The organism is Caulobacter sp. FV1ye6ST, assembly GCF_058681225.1.
The window spans coordinates 797,948-819,579 of record NZ_CM178733.1 but is presented as its reverse complement, the minus strand read 5'-3'; the positions used below and the strand labels follow the sequence as shown (position 1 = coordinate 819,579).

Sequence of the window (21,632 nt, the reverse complement as noted above, 5' to 3'; positions counted from 1 at the left end):
CTCGATGAGCCTGACGCCTCAGGAAAGCGCGCGGCTTGTCGCCGCCGTGGCGCAAGCGCGCGACCGCGCCGCCTTCGCCGCGCTGTTCGAGCACTTCGCGCCCCGGATCAAGACCCTGCTGATGCGCAGCGGCTCAACGCCATCGGCGGCGGAGGAACTGGCCCAGGAAGCCATGCTGATGGTCTGGCGCAAGGCCGAGCTGTTCGACGCCGACCGCGCCTCGGCGGCGGCCTGGATCTTCACCATCGCCCGCAATCTGAAGATCAGCAGCCATCGCGGCGGCTCGACGGCGCTGCACGCCTTCGACCCGCACTTCGGCGCGCAGGATCCGCCTCAGCCCGACACCATTCTCAGCGGTCTGGAAGACGCCCGCCTTGTCCGCGCCGCCATGCGCGCCCTGACTCCAGACCAGGCGCGCGCCATCGAAATGGCCTTTTTCCACGAGCAGACCCATACCGAGATTTCACAGGCCCTGGGCGTGCCGCTGGGCACCATCAAGGCGAGAATCCGGTTTGGCATGCTCAAGCTTCGCGCCATCATAGAGCGAGAGACGAGAGGTCCCGCATGAGCGCCCGTCGCCAACCCAGCGAAGAACGGTTGCTGGCTTTCGCGGCCGGGACCTTGAGCGCGCCGGAATCCGTGGTCGTGGCCACCCATCTGGCGCTGCGTCCCCAGACCCGCGCCTGGACGGCGCTGGCCGAGGCCGTGGGCGGGGCCGTCCTCGACGACGTGGAGCCCAGCGCGCTGGACCCGGACGCGCTGGACCTGACCCTGGCCCGCCTGGACACGCCCGAGCCCGCCCCGATCGCCGCCTCGACCGGCCGCACCGATCCCAGCCTGCCCGCGCCGCTCGCCCTGTTCGATCTGGGACCCTGGCGCTGGGTGGGACCGGGCGTGCACGTCCGCGACGTGCTGGGCCCGCGCGATGGCGAGTGCCGCGTGATCCTGCTGCGCATCGCGCCGGGGCAATCCGCGCCGCGCCATACCCATTCGGGCGTCGAACTGACCTGCGTGATCGAAGGCGCCTACGCCACCGAGGACGGCGTGTTCTCGCCCGGCGACTTCGAGGAAGCCGATCCCAGCATCACCCATCAGCCGCGCGTCGTCTCGGCCGAGCCCTGCCTTTGCGTGGCCGCGCTCGACGGCCAGATCGCCCTGCCCGGCTGGCTCGGCCGGGTGCTGGCCCCGTTCGTCCGCCTCTAGAGCATTTTCCGACGAAGTGGATACCGGTTCGTTGTCAGAAAACGCGTTAAAACAAGGGGCTAGGGGACGATGACGCAGGACGCCCAGAACCTCGGCGCGCTTCGCCTGGTGCTGGGCGATCAGCTTTCCGACAATCTGTCGGCCTTGGCCGGCGCCGATCCGGCGCGCGACGTGGTGCTGATGGTCGAGAGCCGCGCCGAGGCCACCGCCTGGAAGCATCACAAGCAGAAGCTGGTCCTGGTCTGGTCGGCGATGCGCCAGTTCGCCCGGCGCCTGGCGGACCGGGGCTTTCAGGTCCGCTACGTCACGCTGGACGATCCGGACAACACCGGCTCGATCGACGGCGAGCTGCGCCGCGCCCTGGCCGAGCGGCCGTTCGCCAAGATCATCCGCACAGCCTGCGGCAAGTGGGGCCTGGAGGCGCATCTGCTGGCGCTGGACCTGCCGGTCGCCATCGAGACCCGCGAGGACGACCGCTTCCTGTGCTCGCGCGCCGAGTTCGCCGCCTGGGCGTCCGACCGCAAGGAATTGCGGATGGAGTTCTTCTATCGCCAGATGCGGCGCAAGACCGGGCTGCTGATGGACGGCGACCAGCCGGCCGGCGGGCGCTGGAACTTCGACGCCGAGAACCGCCGCAAGCTACCGTCTGGCCTGCGCCCGCCCGAGCGGCTGCGCACCGCGCCCAACTTGGTGACCCAGGCTCTGATCCAGCGCGTCGGACAGGGGTTCGAGGATCATTTCGGCGAACTGGCCGCGTTTGCTTGGCCGACCAATCCCGACGAAGCCCAGGCCGCCCTGGACCACTTCATCGCCGACATGCTGCCCGGGTTTGGCGACTGGCAGGACGCCATGAGCTGGGACCGCCCGTTCCTCTGGCACGCCCTGATTTCGCCAGCCCTCAACATCGGCCTGCTCGATCCGCTGGACGTCTGCCGCCGCGCCGAGGCCGCGTGGCGCGAGGGCCGCGCGCCGCTCAACGCCGTCGAGGGCTTCATCCGCCAGATCCTGGGCTGGCGCGAGTTCGTGCGCGGGATCTACTGGCTGAAGATGCCGGAATACGGCCTGCGCAACGCCCTGGACGCCCAAGGCAAGCTGCCGTGGTTCTACTGGTCGGGCCAGACCGACATGGCTTGCGTCGCCGACACCGTGCGCGCCGTGCGCGACCACGCCTACGCCCATCACATCCAGCGCCTGATGGTGACCGGCAATCTGGCCATGCTGCTAGGCGTGCACCCCGACGCGGTGGACGACTGGTACATGGTCGGGTTCGCCGACGCCTATGAGTGGGTCGAGATGCCCAACACCCGCGGCATGGCCACCTTCGCCGACGGCGGCATCGTCGGCTCCAAACCCTATGCGGCCAGCGGCGCCTATATCGACCGGATGAGCGACTACTGCCGATCGTGCCGCTACGACGTCAAGGCGCGCGTCGGGGACAACGCCTGTCCGTTCAACGCCCTCTACTGGGATTTCATCGACCGCAACGCGCGCCGGCTGGCGGGCAATGGCCGCATGACCATGCCGCTCAAGACGCTGGAGAAGATGGCCGAGGCCGACCGCCAGGCCTTCCGCCATCGCGCTAACGCCCTTCGGCGGGCCATGGGGGTGACGGATGACGTTTGACACGACGCACGGCCGGGTGACCGGCGGAAAGGCCGGCCAATGATCGCGGCGATCGCCATGCTGGGGGCGATGTCGATCGCCGCCCCGACCGTGAACGACCTGGCGCCCCTGGCGCGGGAGGCCGGTCTGGCCGGTGAGATCTATGTCGCCGACAAGGATCGGGTCCTGGCCCACCATGTGGCCTCGCGACCGGACCGCCCGCATCGCGCCGGCGAGCTGTGGCGCTGGGCTTCGGTCAGCAAGCAGCTGACCGCCACGCTGATCATGCAAGCGGTCGATGAGGGGCGTCTGGCGACCTCGGATACGCTGGACAAGGCCCTGCCCGCCTTCAAGGGCCAGACGGCGGCCAGGATCACCATCGCCGCGTTGCTGACCCACACCTCGGGCCTGGCCAATCCCGACGACAGCCGGGTGCGCCAGGCTGGCGACTTCCCCGACTTCTACCGCCGCACCCAAGGCGCGGAGGCGGACGCCCTCGGCTACTGCGCCGGCCCGTCCAAGACCGAACCGGGGCAAGGCTTCTCCTACAACAACTGCGACTACATCGTGCTCGGCGCGGTGCTTGAGCGGATCTACGGCCAACCCTACCGCACGCTCGTCCGTCAGCGTTTGGGCCGCGCCGCGGGGCTCAAAAGCATCGACGTCGCCGAGCCGGGTCGCGCCCGGCCCCGCCTTGCGCCGGGTTATCTCGAAAACGGCGCCCGCGAGCCGAACTTCGAGCTGTCGACGTTCGGCGCGGCCGGCGCGGTCTACGGCAAGGCCATCGACCTTGTCCGGTTCGACCAGGCGCTGCTTCGCGGCCAGCTCCTTTCCCCCGCCGCCCGGGCCCAGTCGTGGACCGGCGATCCCAAGCTTGGTTATGTCGCCTTCGGGGTGTGGAGCTATCCCGCGTCGCTTCGCGGCTGCGACAAGCCGATCAAGCTGGTCGAAAGGCGTGGAGAAATTGGCGGCGTGGAGGTGCGAAATCTCCTGGCGCCCGAACGTGGGCGGGCGCTGGTGGTGTTCGCCGACAGCGCCGGGATCGACTTCGGCGAAATCTGGCAGGGGTCGGGTCTGTCCTACAGGCTGGCCAGCGCCGCCTTCTGCGGGGCTTGACGTCAATCGCCGCCGCCGGCGCCGGCGGTTGCGCCAGGCTCAAGCCGGGCCTAACCTTTTTCAGGCGACAGACCCTGGGGGGATCGCGTGGCGGGCTTTCGCGTGTTGCTGGTCGCTTTGCTGCTCGTGCTCGGCGGCTATACCGCCGCGGTCGTGGCGCGACATGGGCTTGATCTGCTGCCGATCTTCTTCGGCCATATCGCCAAGATCGGCTGGCCCGGGCAGTTCAATCTGGACTTCCTGTGCTTTCTGACCCTGTCGGCGCTATGGACCGCCTGGCGAAACGCGTTTTCGCCGCTGGGCTGGGGCCTGGCCCTGATCGCCTTCTTCGGCGGATCCGGCTTCCTGCTGCCGTATCTGCTGGTCCTCACCCTCCGGGCGCGCGGCGACATGGCGGTCGTGCTGCTGGGCAAGCCGCGCGGCTGAGCCGCCCCCCCTCAAGCCGCCAGCTGGCTCATCCGCTCGCGATTGATCCGGATGACGCCGAGGTTCTCCAGGGACAGCAGCAGACGCCACAGCTGCGACAGTTCCAGGCTCAGGGATTGGCGCATGGCGGGGCTCTCAAGGGCGGCGAGATCGACCGCCAACCCGGCGCTGACGCCCGCGCGCTCGCCGTCCTCATCCTCGATCGGCCCCAGTCGTTCGACCAGTCCCCGCGCCACCAGCGCCTTCAGGCGTCGGCGGACGGTTTCGCTGGAGACGTTCAGCGCCGCCCCGACCCCCTCCATCGACACCGCGTGACGTTCGGCCGGCGTCTCCGGGTCCGTCAAGGCGCGGCGCCGGTTCAAGGGCAGATGCTGCAGGTTCGCGGCCGCGATGGTGTGGACGATCAGGAACTCGAGCGGGTCGAGGTCGAGCGCGCGCTGCCGCGCATCGATCCAGTTCAGCACGAAGGTGGTGGCCGATCGGCGAACCGCCCGGCCCACGTCAGCGGGGATCATCATCCGTTGGACTTCCTGGTCATGGCCGGGCCGAAGGGAATCACCAGGACACCCGGCTGGCGTCGTAGGCGAAGAAGCGGCCGCTATCGGCGGGCTCAAGGCGATGCAGGACCTTCAGCAACCGTCGGGCGGACTCGACGGGCTCAAGGACCGTGTTGGACGAACGGGCGAAAGGCGCGCTCAGCGGCGTCGCGACCGTGCCGGGATGCAGGGTGACGCAGACCGCCAGGGGGCGTTCGCGCGCCAGCTCGATGGCCTGACAGCGGAACATCATGTTCAGCGCGGCCTTGCTGGCCCTGTAGGCGTGCCAGCCGCCCAGGTGATTGTCGCCGATGCTGCCGACACGGGCCGAAAGCGCGGCCAGGACGCTGGACTCGTCCTTGGGCAGCAGCGGCGCCAGATGCTTGGCGACCAGGGTCGGCAGCACCGCATTGACCTCGAAGAGGCGCGTCATCGACGCGGCGGTGACCGCCCGCATCGACTTCTCCGGCTTCACGTCCTCGGCGTGGAGAAGCCCGGTCGCGATGATCACGAACCCCGGTGTCCCAAGCGCGGCGATCTCGCCGGCCAGCTTGCTCAGCGCGGCTTCGTCCAGAAGGTCCGCCGTCAGGAAGGGCGTGCGCGGATGGTCGGGCCAGTCGGCCGGCTTGCGCCGTCCCACCCCGACCACCAGCCGCCAGACCGGCTCGGTCAGCAGTTCGGAGACGAACGCGCGGCCAAGCCCGCCGCTGGCCCCGACCACGACGGCGATACGCGGGCTCATGAGAGGATCCCCGCCAGCAGCGCGCCGGAAGCAAGGGCGAGGCAGGCGACCACGGTCAGGGGGAGGCGCAGGCGACGGTACCAGTCCGGCAGCGCCTTGGCGTTGACGTCCCAGGCGCCTTGGACGGCCAGGGCCAGGGCCAGGGCCAGCAAGGCCCCCGCCGTGATGTCGGTCCTGGCCGGATTGAAGGTCGCCGCCGCGCCGAGGCCAAAGCCCACCAGCGGCGGGGCCATGGCCGCGACGATCACCCGCGTGTCGCCCTCGACCGCGAACGCCGCGTGGGCCGCGCGCACACCGCCGAGGAACGCCAGGATCACCGCGGCGTAGACGGCCTGCAGGCTGGACCAGGAGAGGCCCGGCGCGAAGCCGTCCATCAACCGCAACGGCGCGGCGACAAAGGGGATGAGCCCCAGGACACCGAGCACGGTCATCATCTTTTGTGGGGCGCCGGCCGCCGTCGTCACCGCGACCGCCTCACCAGATCGAGGAACTCGGCGCGCAGGCGATCGTCGTCTCGCATCTGGCCGAGCAGGCGGCTGGTGGTCAGGCTGGATCCCGGCGTGTCGACGCCGCGCAGCGTCATGCAGCTGTGCTCGGCCTCGATGACCACGCCGACGCCCAGGGGATCGAGCGTGTCGGCGATGGCCTCGGCGATGTCGGACGTCAGCTTTTCCTGGATCTGCAGGCGGCGCGAGAAGCCCTGGACCACCCGCGCCAGCTTCGAGATGCCGACCACGCGATCGCGCGGCAGATAGCCGACATGGGCCCGACCGACGACCGGCAGCATGTGATGCTCGCAGCAGCTGACCACCCGGATGTTGGTCAGCACAACCATGTCCTCGTAGCCACCCACCTCTTCGAAGGTGCGCAGCAGGTGGCTTCTGGGATCCTCGTCATAGCCGGAGAACAGTTCGGCATAGGACCGCGCCACCCGGGCCGGCGTGTCGAGCAGACCCTCCCGATCCGGATCATCGCCCGCCCAGGAAATCAGGCACCGGACGGCCGCTTCGGCCTCTTCGCGCGACGGCCGTCGTATCGCCGAGCGGTCCGCCTTGGGCGCCTCGATCATGCCATCGGCCATGGAACATCTCCCCACGGCGCTCGTCGCCGTCGGGGTCTTTCTATATCTCGACCGGGATATAGAAAAGCCTGAACGCCCTCAAATCGCGTTCACCGGGATGCGACCGGCGGCCGCTCGCCCGTTGTCGGTCGTTTCCGGGGAGGCCTGATAGGCGCGCAGGAACGCTTGGCACGTGTCGTCGACAAGGCGGTCGAGGGACAGGGGCCGGACCTGGAGGCCGTCCAGCTGGTTCTGATGCAGGCAGGCCAGGAGCAGCGGCGAAACCAGCTGCAGGGACGCCGCCCGCGCGTCCGTGTCCGGGCGCATCTCACCACGCGCGATGTGGAGTTCGAGCCGGGCTTCCAGCACCTGCAGGGTGGGCTCCAGAATGTGTTCCAGCGCGGGACGACCATAGGCCGGGTCGATCAAACCCTCGGCCAGGCTGAGCGCGAAGATATCTCCCAGCCGCACGGACTTGTCGGCGGTCAGGGCGGAGACAAGATCGCCGGCATAGGCCCGGATCGACGCGTCCAGAGGCAGTTCCGTCGACTTCTGCGAGTCCAGTCCAGGGCGGCCGCGCCGCAGGCATTCTTCCAGGACCGCGCCGATCACCGCGCGCCGATCACCGAAATAGTGGCGCAGGGTCGGTCCCGACACGCCGGCGGCGGCGGCCAGATCGCGGAAGCTGGCGCGCTCGCCCTCGCGCCGCATCAGCTGGAGAGTCATCTTCTCCAGGAGATCGCGGCGCTTGGCGTCATAGTCGAGATCCCGGGCGCCCTTGGTTCTGGACAAGCGATCGTTCTCCTTGGCGGTCGCAATCTACCGTTCGCCAACACCGTCGCAAAGCCACAACCCCCTCACATCCGCGACGCCGCGCCGAACGTATCTTCGGCGGAGGACCACCCCATGCTGAAATTTCTTCTGCCCGCCGCGATGACCCTGGGCCTGGCGGCCTCGGCGGCGGCGCAAGACCGGCCGGCGCCGATCGACGCGGCGTCGCACTATTCCGGCGTCTGGCTCGAGGTCGGACGCACGCCCATGGGCCTGACCAAGGGCTGCGTGGCGGGAACGACGCGCTATGAAATGAAGGACGCCACCCACGTCGCCGTCGAGGACGATTGCCGCCAAGGCAGCCCCAGCGGCAAGCGGCGCGCCATTCGCGGCAAGGGCGTCATCGAGGACGCGCCGGTCAACCGCCGGCTCAAGGTCAACTATGCGCCGTTCATCACCTGGCGCTACGACGTGCTCGACCGCGATCCGGCCGGAGCCTGGTTCATCGCGGCCGACCCCAAACTCAAGAAGGTGTTCATCTACACCCGCGCGAAGCCCACTCAGGGCCTGCTGGACGAACTCGCGGCCAAGGCCAGGGGCCTCGGCTATACGGGCGAGATCGAGTTTCCCGCGGTCGACTAGATGTCGAGACGCGGCCCCGGAGCGCTCAAAGGCGGCGAGCGCGGGTGTGAAAGACGCCCCCGCGCCCGCCGATCGGCGCCAAAGCCACACCCCGTCAGAAGTAAGTAATCTTTCACTGAACTGACATCGATTTCCCGCTATAGCGCCTCAGCGCTCGGGCGCGGGGAGGTTTGCTCCCTCGCCGCCGGCGCGTCTTAGACGGCCACAAAGGCCGCGAACGAGGGTCTCTCAAAACACCATGCGTACTCCCCAAACCAACAAGCTCGCCCTGCTTCTGGGCGCGGCCGCCGCGACCCTGATCGCCGGCGCCGCCCATGCCCAGCAGGCCGCTTCGAACGACACCGCCTCGACGGCGCTGGACGAAGTCGTCGTCACCGCCGAGCGCCGCTCGGAAAACCTGCAGAAGGTGCCGCTGTCGGTGGCCGCCGTGGCCGGCGAGCAACTGCGCGCCATCACCGCCGACGGCAGCGACATCCTGGCCCTGTCGGGCAAGGTCCCCAGCTTCTACGCCGAGACCACCACGGGTCGGATCTTCCCGCGCTTCTACATCCGCGGTCTGGGCAACATCGACTTCTACCTCGGCGCCTCGCAGCCGGTGTCGATCATCCATGACGACGTGATCATGGAGCACGTGGTCCTGAAGTCGAACCCGCTGTTCGACATCGGCCAGGTGGAAGTGCTGCGCGGCCCGCAAGGCTCGCTGTTCGGCCGCAACACCACCGCCGGCATCGTCAAGTTCGACACCATCAAGCCGAGCGAGGACTTCAACGCCCGCTTCGCGGCCTCGTACGGCACCTACGGCACGACCACCTTCGACGGCGGCGTCGGCGGCCCGCTGGCCGATGGCCTGATGTTCCGCGCCTCGGTGCTGTACCAGCACCGCGACGACTACGTGGACAACACCTATGCCGGCGCCAGCGCCGACGGCACCGTCTCGCCGAAGAAGAACGCCATGGGCGGCTTCAACGAAAAGGACGCCCGCATCCAGGTGCTGGCCAAGCCGAACGACAAGCTGTCGGTCCTGGTCTCGGCCCATGCCCGTGACTACGACGGCACCTCGACCCTGTTCCTGCGCCAGGCCCTGACCAAGGGCAGCAACAAGTCGACCGCCCCGCGCGACAGCGTGGCGCTGGACGAGGCCAACAACAACCCGCAGGCCTACAAGACCTACGGCACGTCGGCTCACATCGACTACGACTTCGGTCCGGTCACCCTGACCTCGATCAGCGCTTATGAGTCGACCAGCGGCTACAGCCGTGGCGACACCGACGGCGGCGCGGCGGCCAACTTCCCGGTCAATGGCGTGCCGAACGGCTTTGGCCAGTCGATGGGCCAGATCCGCGACCTCGACCAGCTGACCCAGGAAATCCGCCTGGCCAGCAATGGCGAAGGCAAGCTGAAGTGGCAGGTCGGCGGCCTGTACTTCGACTCGCGCGACACCACCGACTTCTATCAGCGCGGCTATTTCCTGCTGCCGACCTCGGCCGGCTACAACCCCAACAACTGGGTGCGCCTGAACAACCTGAACACCTCGTGGGCGGTGTTCGGCCAGGTCAGCTACCAGCTGACCGACGCCCTGACGATCACGGGCGGCCTGCGCGACACCTACGACGCCAAGAAGACCGTCCTGGTGAAGACCTCGAACAACGCCGCCAACGTGTCGACCTATGCCGGCCGCCGCTACGTGCGCATGGCCGACGAGCAGGTCAGCTGGGACCTGTCGGCCAACTACCAGGTCAATCCGGACGTCAGTGTCTATGCCCGCGCGGCCAAGGGCTTCCGCGGCCCGACCATCCAGGGCCGCTCGGCCGTGTTCAACGCCGACTTCACCACGGCCGACTCGGAAACGATCCAGTCGTACGAAGTGGGCTTCAAGAGCTTCCTGCTCGAAAACACCCTGCGCTTCAACGCCTCGGCCTTCACCTATGAGGTCAAGGACATCCAGCTGAACGGCAACGACAGCAACGGCAACGGCGTGCTGTTCAACGCCGACAAGGCCCAGGCCTACGGCGTCGAAGCCGACCTGGAATGGCGCCCGGTCCGCAACCTGCTGCTGACGGCCGGCGCCAGCTACCTGCACAGCGAGATCAAGGACAAGCGCGTCTACGCCCAGGTCTGCGCGCTGAACGGCGTGGTGGTCTGCACGGTCGAAAACCCGACGATCAAGGTGGGCGCCAACACCTTCGCCCAGATCGACGGCCAGCCGCTGCCGAACGCGCCGAAGTACAACCTGAACTTCACGGGCCGCTACGACATCCCGGTCGGCGAGGCGGGCCGCGTGTTCGTCGCCACCGACTGGAACGTCCAGGGCTACACCAACTTCGTGCTCTACAAGACCCGCGAGTTCTACTCGAAGGGTTCGTTCGAGGGCGGCCTGAAGCTGGGCTACGAGAACCTCGACAAGGGCTACGAGATCGCCCTGTTCGGCCGCAATATCACGAACGAGAAGAACCTCAAGGGCGTGATCGAGAACTACATGGCCGCCGTCTACAACGAGCCCCGCATCGTCGGCGTCTCGCTCAGCGCCAAGCTGAAATAACCGCTTCCTCCCCCGTCCGGCCGGTTCGCTGGCCGGACACCCTTCAGCCCCGGAGCGCGCGCTCCGGGGCTTTTCTTTTGGCCCGGGTTTGCAATCGGCCGCGCAAGGTCTATATGTGACGGGTCGGTTATGCTCACTTTCAGCATAACCCGGACGCCGAGGTCGTGAAGAGCTTCCATCCGGAAAGCTCAAGCTGGCACCGGCGTTTTTTGAGGCCCTGGAAATGCTCACTTTGAGCATAACGGAGTATCAGATGGCTGACGGGTTTACGGCGCCGCTCGAGTTCACCGCCCAGGTCGAGGCGGAGACCGCCGGCGTCTGGGACAAGGTCAAGCACCACGTCACCCCGATGGAGTGGCGCGTCCAGGCTCCGTTGATCGCCGAAATCAACCGCCTCAAGCGCGAGAAGAACGCCGCCATCCTGGCCCACAACTACATGACGCCGGACATCTTCCACGGCGTGGGCGACTTCGTGGGCGACAGCCTGGCCCTGGCCAAGGAAGCCGCCAAGAGCGACGCCCAGATCATCGTCCAGGCCGGCGTCCACTTCATGGCCGAGACCAGCAAGGTGCTCAGCCCCGACAAGAAGATCCTGATCCCGGATTTGAAGGCCGGCTGCAGCCTCGCCTCCTCGATCACCGGCGCCGATGTGCGGCTGATCAAGCAGCGCTATCCGGGCATCCCGGTGGTCACCTATGTGAACACCACCGCCGACGTGAAGGCCGAGACCGACATCTGCTGCACCAGCGCCAACGCCGTGCAGGTGGTCGAGTGGGCGGCCAAGGAATGGGGCGTCGACAAGGTCATCCTGATCCCCGACGAATATCTGGCCCGCAATGTCGCGCGCCAGACCGACGTCAAGATCATCGCCTGGGCCGGACACTGTGAAGTCCACAAGCGCTTCACGGCCCAGGACATCGCCGACATGCGCGCGGCCTGGCCGGGCGCCGAGGTCCTGGCCCACCCCGAATGCCCGGCCGAGATCCTGGAAGCCGCCGACTTCGCCGGCTCCACCGCGGCGATGAACGACTATGTGGCCAGCCGCAAGCCGGCCCAGGTGGTGCTGATCACCGAGTGCTCGATGGCCAGCAACGTCCAGGCCGAGAGCCCGGCGACCCAGTTCATCGGCCCCTGCAACATGTGCCCGCACATGAAGCGGATCACGCTTCAGAACATCCATGACGCCCTTGTTCACGAGCAGTTCGAGGTGACGGTCGACGCCGACATCCTCGACCGCGCCCGCCTGGCCGTGCAGCGGATGATCGACCTGCCGCCGCCGGCCGTCCCCGCGCGTTACGACCTGGTGAAGGCCCGCCATCACGTGAATGTCGAGCTGATTTAGACAGTTGGTCCCCTTTCCCCTTGCGGGGAAGGTGGCCGCGCAGCGGTCGGATGGGGGTGTCGGCTGTGAGTCCGAGCTTACACCCCCACCCCAACCCCTCCCCGCAAGGGGGAGGGGAGTGGAGTGTGGAATGATCGAACGCCTAGACTTCGACGGCCCCGTCATCCTCGGCGCTGGTCTGGCCGGCCTCTCGGCCGCGCTCGCCGCGCACAAGGCGCTGGTGCTGTCGCCGACGCCCCTCGCTACCGGCTGCTCCAGCGCCTGGGCGCAGGGCGGCATGGCCGCGGCGCTGGCCGCCGACGACACCCCCGCCCTGCACGCCGCCGACACCATCGCCGCCGGCGCGGGTCTCTGCGATCCGGACGCCGTCGCGCTGCTGACCCGCGAAGGCCCGCAGGCCGTTCGCGACCTGGCGGCCCTCGGCGCGCCGTTCGACCGCAAGACAGGTGGCGAGTTCGTGCTCAGCCTGGAAGCCGCCCACGCCAAGGCCCGGGTCGCCCGGGTCGGCGGCGACGGGGCCGGGGCGGCGATCATGGCCGCCGTCATCGCCGCCGTCCGCGCCGCCCCGAGCATCGAGGTCCGCGAAAACGCCCGCGCCCGCCGGCTGCTGCAGGACGCCACCGGCCGTGTGGTCGGGGTTCTCGCCGAGATCGACGGCGCGCTGGTCGAGATCCGCGGCCACAGCGTGATCCTGGCCACCGGCGGCGTCGGCGGCCTCTATGCCGTCACGACCACGCCCAAGGAAGTGCGCGGTGAGGGTCTGGGCCTCGCCGCCCTGGCCGGCGCGACGATCGCCGATCCTGAGTTCGTGCAGTTCCACCCTACCGCCATCGACATCGGCCGCGATCCCGCCCCGCTGGCCACCGAGGCCCTGCGCGGCGAAGGCGCGATCCTGCGCAATGTCGACGGCGCAGCCTTCATGGCGAACTACCACCCCGCCCGCGAGTTGGCCCCGCGCGACGTCGTCGCCCGCGCCATCCATGCCGAGCGCGAGGCCGGGCGCGGCGCGTTCCTGGACGCGGTCGCCGCCGTCGGTCCGCACTTCCCCAAGGAGTTCCCGGCCGTGTTCGAGGCCTGCCGCGCCGGCGGCCTGGACCCGCGCCGCGAGATGATCCCGGTCGTCCCGGCGGTTCACTACCACATGGGCGGCGTCGCCACGGACCTGGACGGCCGCGCCAGCCTGCCGGGCCTCTACGCCGCCGGCGAGTGCGCCTCGACCGGGGTGCAGGGCGCCAACCGTCTGGCCTCCAACAGCCTGCTGGAAGCGGCCGTGTTCGGCGCGCGCGCCGGCCACGCGGCGGCGGCCGAAGGACAGGCGGGCGGCGAGCCGCTCAGCCTGGAACCCCTGCCCGACATGCCCGACGCGGCCTTCCAGGTCCTGCGCAAGGCCATGAGCCGCGACGCCGGGGTGATCCGCGACGAGGCGGGCCTGACCCGCCTGCTGGAACAGATCGACGCCCTGGAGCCCGCCTACGGCCCCTGCCCGCCCCTGGTCGCCGCCAGGCTGATCGTCGACGCCGCCCTGGCCCGCCAGGAAAGCCGAGGCGGCCACTATCGCCGCGACTTCCCCGCCACCGCCGCGCCGGTGCGCACCTTCGTCACCCTCACGAGCGCGGACGCCGCCGTCCGCTACGCCGCCGAATGATTATCCAACCTCTGGACGACATCCTCGTCCGCCCGATCGTCGACCACGCCCTGGCGGAGGATCTGGGCCGGGCCGGCGATATCACCGGCCAGGCCTGCATCGACCCGGACGCCCGCCTGTCGGTGGCCTGGGCCAGCCGGCAGGATGGGAGGGTTTCCGGTCTTTCCTGCGCGCGCCTGTCGCTGGCGGCGCTGGATCCGACGGCAACCTTCGCGGTGGTGACGCCCGATGGCGCCGACGCCGCGCCCGGGGCAATCCTCGCCAGGGCCGAGGGCAACGCCCGCGCCGTGCTGGCCGCCGAGCGCACGGGGCTGAACCTGCTGGGTCGCCTCTCGGGCATCGCCACCCTGACGCGGGCCTATGTCCGCCTGGTCGAGGGCACGGGGGCGACCATCGTCGACACCCGCAAAACGACGCCCGGCCTGCGCGCCCTGGAGAAGTACGCCGTCCGCTGCGGCGGCGGGGTCAACCACCGCTTCGGCCTGGATGACGCCATCCTGATCAAGGACAACCACGTCGCCGCCTGCGGCGGGGTCGGCGAAGCCGTCCGCCGCGCGCGCGCCCATGCCGGCCACCTGGTCAAGGTCGAGGTCGAGGTCGACGGCCTGGACCAGCTGGACGAGGCCCTCAAGCATGGGCCGGACGTGGTGATGCTGGACAATTTCAGCCTCGCCGATCTCGCCACCGCCGTGCGCCTGGCCAAGGGGCGCGCGGTGCTGGAAGCCTCGGGCGGGGTGAACCTCACCACCGTCCGAGCCATCGCCGAGACCGGCGTCGATGTGATCAGCGTCGGCGCGCTGACGCACTCCGCGCCGGTGCTGGATATCGGCCTGGACGCGGTTTGAGCGGTATAGATGCTCCCCCGTGATGCGGGGGAGCTGTCACGGAGTGACTGAGGGGGCCTAAACGGCCGACCTCCAGCTTGCCCCCTCCGGCCCTCCGGGCCACCTCCCCCGCAACGCGGGGGAGGATCTATCTCAGAAAACCCGCATCAACTCCCGCGCCACCATCGCCGCCAGCACGCCCGTGGACACCACGAACAGCAGGAACCGCACGGGCACCAGGTTGATGCTGACCTGCAGCAGGCTGTGCAGCACCCGCACGCCGACATAGACCCAGGCGAAATGCACCGCCATGCCGTCGGCGTGGCCGGCCACCTGGATGGCCAGGGCCGCCGCGTAGAAGATCGTCGGCTGCTCCATCAGGTGGTTGTAGTTGTCGGCCGCCGCCCGCGCGCCGTCGGGCAGGATGTCCAGCGAGCCCGGGAACCGGGCGTCCCGCGGCTTGACCCCGGCCTTGTGCATCGCCGGGATGCGCTGGACATACATCCAGACCCACATCACCAGCGACCAGGCCACCAGCGCCATCACCGGCGCGATCATCGTATCGTTCACGTGAACCCTCCCCGTCTTTGCGAGGAGAGTAGGCGCGGAACGCCGGTATCGGAAAGGGTGACGTTTGGGGAGGGCCGACGCCGTACCCAGCCACCAGCTTCGCGGGTCCCCCTCCCCCACAAGGGGGGGGGGGGAGGATGCCGACGCTAGAGCATTTTCCGACGAAGTGGATACCGGTTCGTCGTCGGAAAATGCGTCAAAACAAGACGTTAGAGCATTTCACCGATCCAGTTGGATCGGAAAATGCTCTAGCCTTGGCCCCGATCCCGGAACGGATCGGCCGGGTAGACCCCCAGGATCTCGAACCGCTCGGAGAAGAACTTCAGCTCGTCCAGCGCCAGGGCCAGGGAGCGATCCTCGGGCCGGCCGTCGACCTCGGCGTAGAAGAAGGTGGCCGTGAAGGCGCCGCCTTCCATGTAGCTTTCCAGCTTGGTCATGTTTACGCCGTTGGTCGCGAAGCCGCCCAACGCCTTGTACAGCGCGGCCGGCAGGTTGCGGACGCGGAACACGAAGCTGGTCACGCAGCGATGGGTGAAGTCCGGAGCCGGCGGGGTCTTGTCGGCCGTCATCACCAGGAAACGGGTGGTGTTGTGGCGCTCGTCCTCGATGTCGCGTGCCAGGATGTCCAGGCCGTAGATCTCCGCGGCCAGGGCCGGGGCGACGGCGCCGTGGGTCGGGTTGGGCTTCAGGGCCAGGGCCTTGGCCGCGCCGGCCGTATCGCCAGCGGCTTCCGTCTCGACCCCCAGGCGCTTGAGGCTGTTGCGGCACTGGGACAGCGCGATCGGCATCGAGCTGACCACCTTCACGTCCTCCAGCTTGACGCCCTTGTTGGCCATCAGCTGGAAGCGGATCGGCTTGAAGCGCTCGCCGATGATCTTCAGGCCCGAGGCCGGCAGCAGGTGGTGGACGTCGGCGACCCGGCCGGCGATCGAGTTCTCGATCGGGATCATGCCCAGGGCGGCGATCCCGGTCTTGATGGCCTCGAACGCCTCCTCGAAGGTCTTGCAGGGATAGGCCTCGTAGTCCGGGAAGTAGGTCCGGCAGGCCTCGTGGCTGTTGGCGCCGGGCTCGCCCTGGAAGGCGATCTTCTTGAGGATGCTCATGCGGTTTCCTGGGCCTGCTTACGGGCCGCTTCGAGGTCGGAGGGATTGTCGACCGAAATGGGGGCGCTCGTCGCCACGGCCGCGCGGATCGTCAGGCCCAGCTCCAGGGCGCGCAGCTGCTCCAGCTTCTCGCGCTTCTCGAGGGCGGACGGGGCGGCGTCGTTGAACACCACCAGCGCCTCGCGGCGATAGCCATAGATGCCGATGTGCCGCCAGACGGGCGCGTCGCCATAGAGGGTCGAGCGGGTGAAATAGAGCGCGCGGCCGCTTTGGCCGTCGTCCTTCATGGCCAGAACGGCCTTGACGACGTCGGGGTTGGCGCGGTCGGCGATCGAGGCTTCCGGCGCGACGACGGTGGCGATATCGGCGTCATCGAACTCCTTAAGTATCCGCGCGCAGTCGCTCAGGACGGCCGGGTCGACGAACGGCATGTCGCCCTGCAGGTTGATCACGACGTCATGCTCGAACCCCGGATCGAGTTGCGCCAGCGCCGCCTGGATTCGGTCCGAACCCGACGGCAGGTCAGGATCGGTCAGCACCGCGATCCCGCCAGCCTGTTGAACCGCTTCGACGATTTCGGCGTCGCCAGCGGCCACGGCCACGGGACCGATATCCGCCTTCAGGGCCTGGCGCAGAACCCGGACGATCATCGGAACGCCCCCGATGTCCGCCAGCGGCTTGCCGGGCAGCCGTGCGGCGGCCATGCGCGCGGGGATCAGAATGAGGGGGTTCATGGGTTCAAATCTCCGCCGCCCTGTTGCGCGAGGGGCGGTAGCGTGTAAGAGACGCGAGCGCAACATGACGTGCGCTGGAGACTCGTATCGCGAGTCCGAGGCGCTGGTTCAAAGCCCGCCCTGGGGTGGGCCGACAAGAGGCTGACTAGGCTGAAATGAGCGACCTGACGTTCAACAAGATCGCTGGCGGCGTGCTGCTGACCGGCCTCGTAATCTTCGGTCTCCGCGAAGCATCGGACATCGTCTTCAAGAAGCATGAAGTCGAGAAGGCCGGCTACGAGATCGCGGTCCAGGAAGAATCCGCCGGCGGCGCCGCCGCCGCGGCCGACACCCCGCCCGACTGGAACGCGGTCCTGACCCCGGCCAACGTGGCCGCTGGCGAGGCCGTCTCGGCCAAGTGCGCCGCCTGCCACAAGCTGGACGCGTCGGACGCCAACGCCACCGGCCCGGGCCTGTGGGACGTGGTCGGCCGCAAGCCCGCCTCGCACCCGGCCTTCAACTATTCGGGCGCGATGAAGGACTTCGCGGGCAAGACCCCGATCTGGGACTACGACGCCCTGTACACCTTCCTGAAGGCCCCGGGTAAGGACGTCCCCGGCACCAACATGACCTTCGTGGGTCTGAAGAAGCCGGAAGATCGCATCGCGGTCATCGCCTACCTGCACAGCCTCGGCTCGAAGCTGCCGGTCCCGCCGCCGCGTCCGGCCGCCGCCGCCGCTGCTCCGGCCGCCCCGGCCGCCGAAGGCGCCGCGGCTCCGGCCGCTGGCGCTCCGGCTGCCGCTGCAGGCGCTCCAGCCGCCGCCGCTCCGGCCGCTGCTCCGAAGGCCTAAGCCTTCCAAGGCTGACAAGATCGAAGAGGCCGCGCAGCGAAAGCTCCGCGGCCTTTTTGTTTGGCTGCATTTCCCCTCTTCCCTGGCGGGAGGGGGAAACTAAGCCCGCCGATACCCCAGCACGTCGCCTGTCGGCGTCGCCGCGATCCGGGCGATCGCCTCGGCCAGCGGCTCGATCGCCGCGGCCATGTGGTGGGCGTTGGCGTGGAGGATGGTGTCGGGGTCCAGCAGGATGGCCACGTGACCCTTCCAGAACACCAGGTCGCCGCGCCGGCGGTCGGCCTCGGCCACCTCGGGGAAGAAGCCGCGCTGCATGTCGGTGTCGCGCGGACAGGCCCGCGCGCAGGCATAGAGCGCCTGCTGCACCAGGCCGGAGCAGTCCAGACCCAGGCTCTCGCGGCCGCCCCACTGGTAGGGCGCGCCCAGGAAGCGCGCCGCGACGGACACATAGTCCTTCTCGCCGCGGCCGATCGGGGTCAGGTGCGCCTCGACGAACCAGCCCGTGCCGGCGCCCCTGGCGAAGCGGCCTTCGCGGGCCTCGATCGTCACGAGGCTGTTGAGGCTGTAGAGCCCCTCGGGCCGCGACTTGATGTCGGGCTGGCTGAAGGCGTAGGTGCGGATCGCCGACACCGCGTGGGTCGGCGGATGGCCCTGCTCGACCAGGTCGGAGGTCGCCACATAGCCGACATAGCCGTCGCGCGGGGCCTGGCCCCAGGCGAAGCCGTCCTTTTCCTCCAGCACCCGGAAGACCTCGCCGAACAACAGCTGGTCCCACTGCTCGGCGTCAGGCGCGGCGGCGGCGCGGATGGCGGCGGCGGGCGCGGCGCAGACCATCACGCGGCTGGCGGCGTAGCGCTCGGCGGGAACCAGGCCTTCCAGGCGCTGGTCGGCCAGGTCGGGCCGGGCCAGGGTGATCCGAGAGTCTAGCGTCATGCGAAACGGCCCTTGAGCATGGCGAAGGCGGCGCGGATGGCCTGGACTTCCCCGCCGACCGGGAATCCAGGACGCGCCTTGGGGTTCCAGGCGAAGACGTCGAAGTGGACCCAGGGTCCCACTTCTTCACCATTTGGTGCGAAGCGCTGCAGGAACAAGGCCGCCGTGGTGGCGCCGGCCTGGGCCCAGCCGTCGGGGTCGTTCTTCAGGTCGGCGATGTCGCTGTCCAGGGCCTCGCGATAGGCCTCGGTCAGGGGCATCCGCCACAGGGCGTCGGCGACGGTCTTCGAGGCCGCGTCGAGCTGGTCGGCCAGCTTGTCGTCGGGGGTCCAGAACGGGATCACGAACGGCCCCATGGCCATCCGCGCCGCGCCGGTCAGGGTGGCGAAGTCCAGGGTCAGGGCGGGCTTGAGCTCGGCGGCGCGGGTCAGGGCGTCGGCCAGGATCAGGCGGCCCTCGGCGTCGGTATTGCCCACTTCCACGGTCAGGCCGGCGCGGGTCCGCAGCACGTCGCCCGGGCGCATGGCGTCCCCGGCGATGGCGTTCTCGACCACCGGGGTCAGGACGACCAGCCGCACCGGCAGCTTGGCCTCCATGACCATCCGAGCGAGGGCCAGGGCGTGGGCGGCGCCGCCCATGTCCTTCTTCATCAGCCTCATGCCGGCCGAGGGCTTGATGTCGAGGCCGCCGGTGTCGAACACCACGCCCTTGCCGACGAGGGCCACGACCGGGTCCGAGGCGTCGCCCCAGCTCAGTTCTACCATCCGGGGCGCGCGAGCCTCGACGGCCGCGCGGCCCACGGCGTGGACGGCGGGATAGCCCTCGGTCAGCAACGCATCGCCGGTGACCACGGAGAACGTCGCCCCGTAGTGCTCGGCGATCTCGCGGGCGATGGTCTCGATCTGCAGCGGCCCCATGTCGTTGGCCGGGGTGTTGACCATGTCGCGGGCCAGGGCGCAGGCGTGGGCCGTGGCGGTGACGGCGGCGGCGTCGACGCCCTTGGGCGCCACGAGCCGGGCGATCGGCTCGCCCTTCTTCTTGTAGCGGTCAAAGCGATAGGTCCCGAGGGCGAAGGCCAGGGCCGCCTGCTCCGGATCGACGCCGCGCGGCAGCTTCGACAGCACGTACTCGCCGGCCGGCAGCTTGCCCGCCAGCGCGCGGAACAGCGACAGATCAACGCGGCCCGCTCCCGTGCCCAGAAGCACCTGCTCGACCGCGCCGCTGGATCCAGGGACCGCCAGCACCTGGCCGGCCTTGCCCGTGAATTTGTTGGCGGCGGCGTAAGTCCTGACCGGCGCGCGCTTTCGGGCCAGGAAGGCCTCCAGCTCGGCCTCGCTGACCGGGTGGACCGGGATCGCCTGCCCTTTGGCCTCGGCCAGGATCGGATGCGTCGCGTCGGACATCGAAGAAGTCCTTTAAAATTATGCTTAACGATTCCTTGAGGGCCGCGCCCGGACAATGGGCGAACCTTCTGGAGACATGTCTTCATGTGTCGCAAGCGCGCGCTCGTCGCAACCCTGCTCGCCCCGGCCATCCTGCTGGGCGCCCCCGCCGCCTTCGCCGCCGACGCGGTCAAGCCTGCCCAGGTCGAGGCCTCAAAGGCCGCCGCGCCGGTGAAGGCCTCGCCGCAGCAGCGCGCAGAGGCCCGTCGCCTGGACCCGCTGGCCCGCGCTGCCTTCTGGGGCGCCGAGTTCGAGACCGATCCGGCCGACGCCGAGGCCGGCGCCGCCCTGGCCCAGTCCCTGCGCGCCCTGGGCCGCAATGACGACGCCGCCGAGGCCGCGACCAAGGGCCTGGTCTCCCGTCCCGACGACGAGGCCCTGCTGCTGGAACTGGCCCGCGCCCACATCGCCCGCGGCCAAGGCTTCTACGCCATCGAGCCGGCCCGCAAGGCCGCCGCCCTCAATCCCCGCGACTGGCGTCCGCTGACCCTGCTGGGGGTGGCCTATGAGCAGGCCGAGCGCGACGACGAGTCCGAGGCCGCCCACCGTCAGGCCCTGGCGCTTGCGCCGACCGAGGCCGCGCCTCTGGCCAACTACGCCATGCACCTGGCCGCCAAGGGCGACCTGACCGGCGCCGAGGCCCAGCTGCGCCGCGCCGCCGCCCTGCCCACCGCCGGCATCCAGGTGCGCCAGAACCTGGCCCTGGTGGTCGGCCTGCAAGGCCGTCTGCCGGAAGCCGAGAAACTGGCCCGCGCCGACCTGCCGCCCGATCAGGTGAGCAACAACCTGGCCTATCTGCGCGCCGCCCTCGGCCAGGCCGGGTCCGGCCGCAGCTGGGACGCGATGAAGGCCGGCGGCGGGCAGTAGCCCCGCTCAGAGCTTTCCGCTCTCCAGATACGCCGTCAGCAGCAGCACCAGCTGTCCCTGCAGCCGCGCCTCGAAGGCCGGGGTGGCCTGGCCGTCCAGGATCGAGCGCACCGGCCCGACCAGGGCGTTCAAGGCGATCGACGCCGTCATGTGCGGATCCTCGAACGTCGCGTCGGGCGCGGTGGCCAGCAGGGCGGTGACCGCCGTCTCGATGCGCTTGTAGACGCGGGCCGCCAGCTCGAACCCGCCCCGCTCGCCGGCCACCGCGTAGAGCGCCTTGGACTCTCCGGCGTCGCGCAGCTTGGCGGCCATGTAGCCCTCGACCAGGGCCTCGGCCATCCGGGCGACCGGCAGCCCCCGGCTGTCGAGACAGACCCGCTCCATCGCGTCGGCGATGCCGCTGAGGTGGCGCTCCAGCACCGCGGCCAACAGGGCGTCGCGGTTGGGGTAGTACTGGTAGACGCTGCCGACCGACATGCCGGCCCGCTCGGCGATCCGCGTGGTGGTGCAGCGGCTGAGCCCCTCGCGGGTCAGAACCTGAATCACGGCGGTGTGCAGGGCCTCGATCGTGGCGGCCGACCGGGCCTGGACCGGCTGTTTCCTGGGCTTCAGGGGCGTTGCGACGGCGGTCATCGAAAGCGAATTCCAAAACTGAAGGATTCTTCAGATGCTCTGTCTCGCGTTCAGACGCAAGCCAGGGAAGTC

The 21,632-nt window shown here is 69.3% G+C and carries 23 protein-coding genes; 12 read left to right on the top strand and 11 right to left on the bottom strand.

Going from position 1 to position 21,632, the window contains the following annotated elements; translation table 11 throughout:
* Positions 1-4 precede the first annotated feature (4 nt).
* The 5 genes from ACW175_RS03955 (at position 5) to ACW175_RS03935 (ending at position 4,347) form a co-directional block, all read left to right on the top strand.
* Positions 5-568, top strand: a complete 564-nt coding sequence (locus tag ACW175_RS03955) for a sigma-70 family RNA polymerase sigma factor (protein WP_492103356.1) — start codon at positions 5-7, stop codon at positions 566-568.
* On the top strand, positions 565-1,203 hold the full coding sequence (gene chrR / locus ACW175_RS03950) for a cadmium/peroxide/UV radiation responsive anti-sigma factor ChrR (protein WP_492103355.1): 639 nt from the start codon (positions 565-567) through the stop codon (positions 1,201-1,203). Before ACW175_RS03955 ends, chrR begins: the two co-directional genes overlap by 4 nt.
* A gap of 69 nt (positions 1,204-1,272) precedes the next feature.
* A complete protein-coding gene (locus ACW175_RS03945; RefSeq protein WP_492103354.1) occupies positions 1,273-2,826 on the top strand; it encodes a cryptochrome/photolyase family protein in 1,554 nt (517 codons plus the stop codon).
* Positions 2,827-2,865: 39 nt separating this feature from the next.
* Positions 2,866-3,921: a serine hydrolase domain-containing protein gene (locus ACW175_RS03940; protein WP_492103353.1), complete on the top strand. Its 1,056-nt coding sequence runs from the start codon at positions 2,866-2,868 to the stop codon at positions 3,919-3,921.
* Between the two features lie 87 nt (positions 3,922-4,008).
* Positions 4,009-4,347: a hypothetical protein gene (locus ACW175_RS03935; RefSeq protein WP_492103352.1), complete on the top strand. Its 339-nt coding sequence runs from the start codon at positions 4,009-4,011 to the stop codon at positions 4,345-4,347.
* A gap of 11 nt (positions 4,348-4,358) precedes the next feature.
* On the opposite strand, the gene ACW175_RS03930 is transcribed toward ACW175_RS03935, so the two are convergent.
* From ACW175_RS03930 to ACW175_RS03910, 5 genes are all read right to left on the bottom strand, one after another.
* The gene (locus tag ACW175_RS03930; protein WP_492103351.1) at positions 4,359-4,865 is read right to left on the bottom strand and encodes a DeoR family transcriptional regulator; all 507 of its coding nucleotides are present in this window, start codon (positions 4,863-4,865) and stop codon (positions 4,359-4,361) included.
* Between the two features lie 37 nt (positions 4,866-4,902).
* Complete coding sequence (locus tag ACW175_RS03925) at positions 4,903-5,625, bottom strand: SDR family NAD(P)-dependent oxidoreductase (protein ID WP_492103350.1); 723 nt, start codon at positions 5,623-5,625, stop codon at positions 4,903-4,905.
* A complete protein-coding gene (locus tag ACW175_RS03920) occupies positions 5,622-6,059 on the bottom strand; it encodes a DUF3429 domain-containing protein (protein ID WP_492103349.1) in 438 nt (145 codons plus the stop codon). Before ACW175_RS03920 ends, ACW175_RS03925 begins: the two co-directional genes overlap by 4 nt.
* 26 nt (positions 6,060-6,085) lie before the next feature.
* Complete coding sequence (gene folE, locus ACW175_RS03915) at positions 6,086-6,706, bottom strand: GTP cyclohydrolase I FolE (RefSeq protein ID WP_492103348.1); 621 nt, start codon at positions 6,704-6,706, stop codon at positions 6,086-6,088.
* Between the two features lie 78 nt (positions 6,707-6,784).
* Positions 6,785-7,477 carry a TetR/AcrR family transcriptional regulator gene (locus ACW175_RS03910; protein WP_492103347.1) on the bottom strand — a complete coding sequence of 231 codons (693 nt, stop codon included), beginning with the start codon at positions 7,475-7,477 and terminating at the stop codon, positions 6,785-6,787.
* Between the two features lie 114 nt (positions 7,478-7,591).
* Between ACW175_RS03910 and ACW175_RS03905 the strand changes: the two genes are divergently transcribed.
* The 5 genes from ACW175_RS03905 (at position 7,592) to nadC (ending at position 14,469) form a co-directional block, all read left to right on the top strand.
* Positions 7,592-8,098 carry a lipocalin family protein gene (locus ACW175_RS03905; RefSeq protein WP_492103346.1) on the top strand — a complete coding sequence of 169 codons (507 nt, stop codon included), beginning with the start codon at positions 7,592-7,594 and terminating at the stop codon, positions 8,096-8,098.
* Between the two features lie 238 nt (positions 8,099-8,336).
* Positions 8,337-10,637, top strand: a complete 2,301-nt coding sequence (locus ACW175_RS03900) for a TonB-dependent receptor (RefSeq protein WP_492103345.1) — start codon at positions 8,337-8,339, stop codon at positions 10,635-10,637.
* A 253-nt stretch (positions 10,638-10,890) separates the two neighbouring features.
* A complete protein-coding gene (nadA, locus tag ACW175_RS03895; protein ID WP_492103344.1) occupies positions 10,891-11,979 on the top strand; it encodes a quinolinate synthase NadA in 1,089 nt (362 codons plus the stop codon).
* A 130-nt stretch (positions 11,980-12,109) separates the two neighbouring features.
* Complete coding sequence (locus ACW175_RS03890) at positions 12,110-13,624, top strand: L-aspartate oxidase (protein WP_492103343.1); 1,515 nt, start codon at positions 12,110-12,112, stop codon at positions 13,622-13,624.
* On the top strand, positions 13,621-14,469 hold the full coding sequence (nadC, locus tag ACW175_RS03885; RefSeq protein WP_492103342.1) for a carboxylating nicotinate-nucleotide diphosphorylase: 849 nt from the start codon (positions 13,621-13,623) through the stop codon (positions 14,467-14,469). The genes ACW175_RS03890 and nadC overlap by 4 nt, the downstream gene beginning before the upstream one ends.
* Before the next feature lie 132 nt (positions 14,470-14,601).
* On the opposite strand, the gene ACW175_RS03880 is transcribed toward nadC, so the two are convergent.
* The 3 genes from ACW175_RS03880 to ACW175_RS03870 all read right to left on the bottom strand — a co-directional run bounded on the left by ACW175_RS03880 (position 14,602) and on the right by ACW175_RS03870 (position 16,855).
* Positions 14,602-15,006: an MAPEG family protein gene (locus ACW175_RS03880; RefSeq protein WP_492104890.1), complete on the bottom strand. Its 405-nt coding sequence runs from the start codon at positions 15,004-15,006 to the stop codon at positions 14,602-14,604.
* Positions 15,007-15,266: 260 nt separating this feature from the next.
* Entirely contained in the window at positions 15,267-16,121 is an 855-nt protein-coding gene (locus ACW175_RS03875) for a prephenate dehydratase (RefSeq protein WP_492103341.1), read from the bottom strand.
* Positions 16,118-16,855 carry a 3-deoxy-manno-octulosonate cytidylyltransferase gene (locus ACW175_RS03870; RefSeq protein WP_492103340.1) on the bottom strand — a complete coding sequence of 246 codons (738 nt, stop codon included), beginning with the start codon at positions 16,853-16,855 and terminating at the stop codon, positions 16,118-16,120. Before ACW175_RS03870 ends, ACW175_RS03875 begins: the two co-directional genes overlap by 4 nt.
* A 155-nt stretch (positions 16,856-17,010) precedes the next feature.
* Between ACW175_RS03870 and ACW175_RS03865 the strand changes: the two genes are divergently transcribed.
* Positions 17,011-17,685, top strand: a complete 675-nt coding sequence (locus ACW175_RS03865; protein ID WP_492103339.1) for a c-type cytochrome — start codon at positions 17,011-17,013, stop codon at positions 17,683-17,685.
* A 99-nt stretch (positions 17,686-17,784) separates the two neighbouring features.
* Here ACW175_RS03865 and ACW175_RS03860 read toward each other — a convergent pair whose 3' ends face one another.
* Together ACW175_RS03860 and ACW175_RS03855 are read right to left on the bottom strand one after the other, a co-directional pair.
* On the bottom strand, positions 17,785-18,618 hold the full coding sequence (locus tag ACW175_RS03860; RefSeq protein WP_492103338.1) for a C40 family peptidase: 834 nt from the start codon (positions 18,616-18,618) through the stop codon (positions 17,785-17,787).
* Positions 18,615-20,021, bottom strand: a complete 1,407-nt coding sequence (locus ACW175_RS03855; RefSeq protein WP_492103337.1) for a leucyl aminopeptidase family protein — start codon at positions 20,019-20,021, stop codon at positions 18,615-18,617. The genes ACW175_RS03860 and ACW175_RS03855 overlap by 4 nt, the downstream gene beginning before the upstream one ends.
* An 84-nt stretch (positions 20,022-20,105) precedes the next feature.
* Between ACW175_RS03855 and ACW175_RS03850 the strand changes: the two genes are divergently transcribed.
* A complete protein-coding gene (locus ACW175_RS03850) occupies positions 20,106-20,927 on the top strand; it encodes a tetratricopeptide repeat protein (RefSeq protein WP_492103336.1) in 822 nt (273 codons plus the stop codon).
* Positions 20,928-20,933: 6 nt separating this feature from the next.
* On the opposite strand, the gene ACW175_RS03845 is transcribed toward ACW175_RS03850, so the two are convergent.
* Positions 20,934-21,560 (bottom strand): TetR/AcrR family transcriptional regulator, encoded by a 627-nt coding sequence (locus ACW175_RS03845; protein WP_492103335.1) that lies wholly within the window; start codon positions 21,558-21,560, stop codon positions 20,934-20,936.
* Positions 21,561-21,632: the final 72 nt, after the last annotated feature.